The sequence below is a fragment of the Vibrio sp. 10N.222.55.C6 genome (assembly GCF_041473395.1).
GTDB lineage: Bacteria > Pseudomonadota > Gammaproteobacteria > Enterobacterales > Vibrionaceae > Vibrio > Vibrio crassostreae_C.
Genome location: NZ_JBFRSD010000305.1, coordinates 1 through 213, shown reverse-complemented (window position 1 = coordinate 213; position 213 = coordinate 1). Strand labels below are relative to the sequence as shown.

The window sequence follows — 213 nt, the reverse complement described above, 5'->3', positions numbered from 1 at the left end:
GGTTTGAACATTGCTAACCAACTTGATCCTGTACTAGCAAACCTTAAGCAAGCACGATCCATTATCGAATTAAGTTCAGAAACCAACGCAAGCGCAGACCTTATCGTTAAACAGTTTACTGCCGCCTTGGAAGCACAAAACAAAGCTGTATTTGCTGGCTACATGGTGTGGGAGAACAAGACTTGGCCACAACAAACCGATCTGAATAACGAG

At 43.7% G+C, this 213-nt stretch carries 1 pseudogene; it reads left to right on the top strand.

Annotation, left to right across the window (positions count from 1 at the left end):
- Positions 1–213 (top strand): annotated as a pseudogene (locus tag AB4486_RS23805) (methyl-accepting chemotaxis protein); the annotation flags it as partial.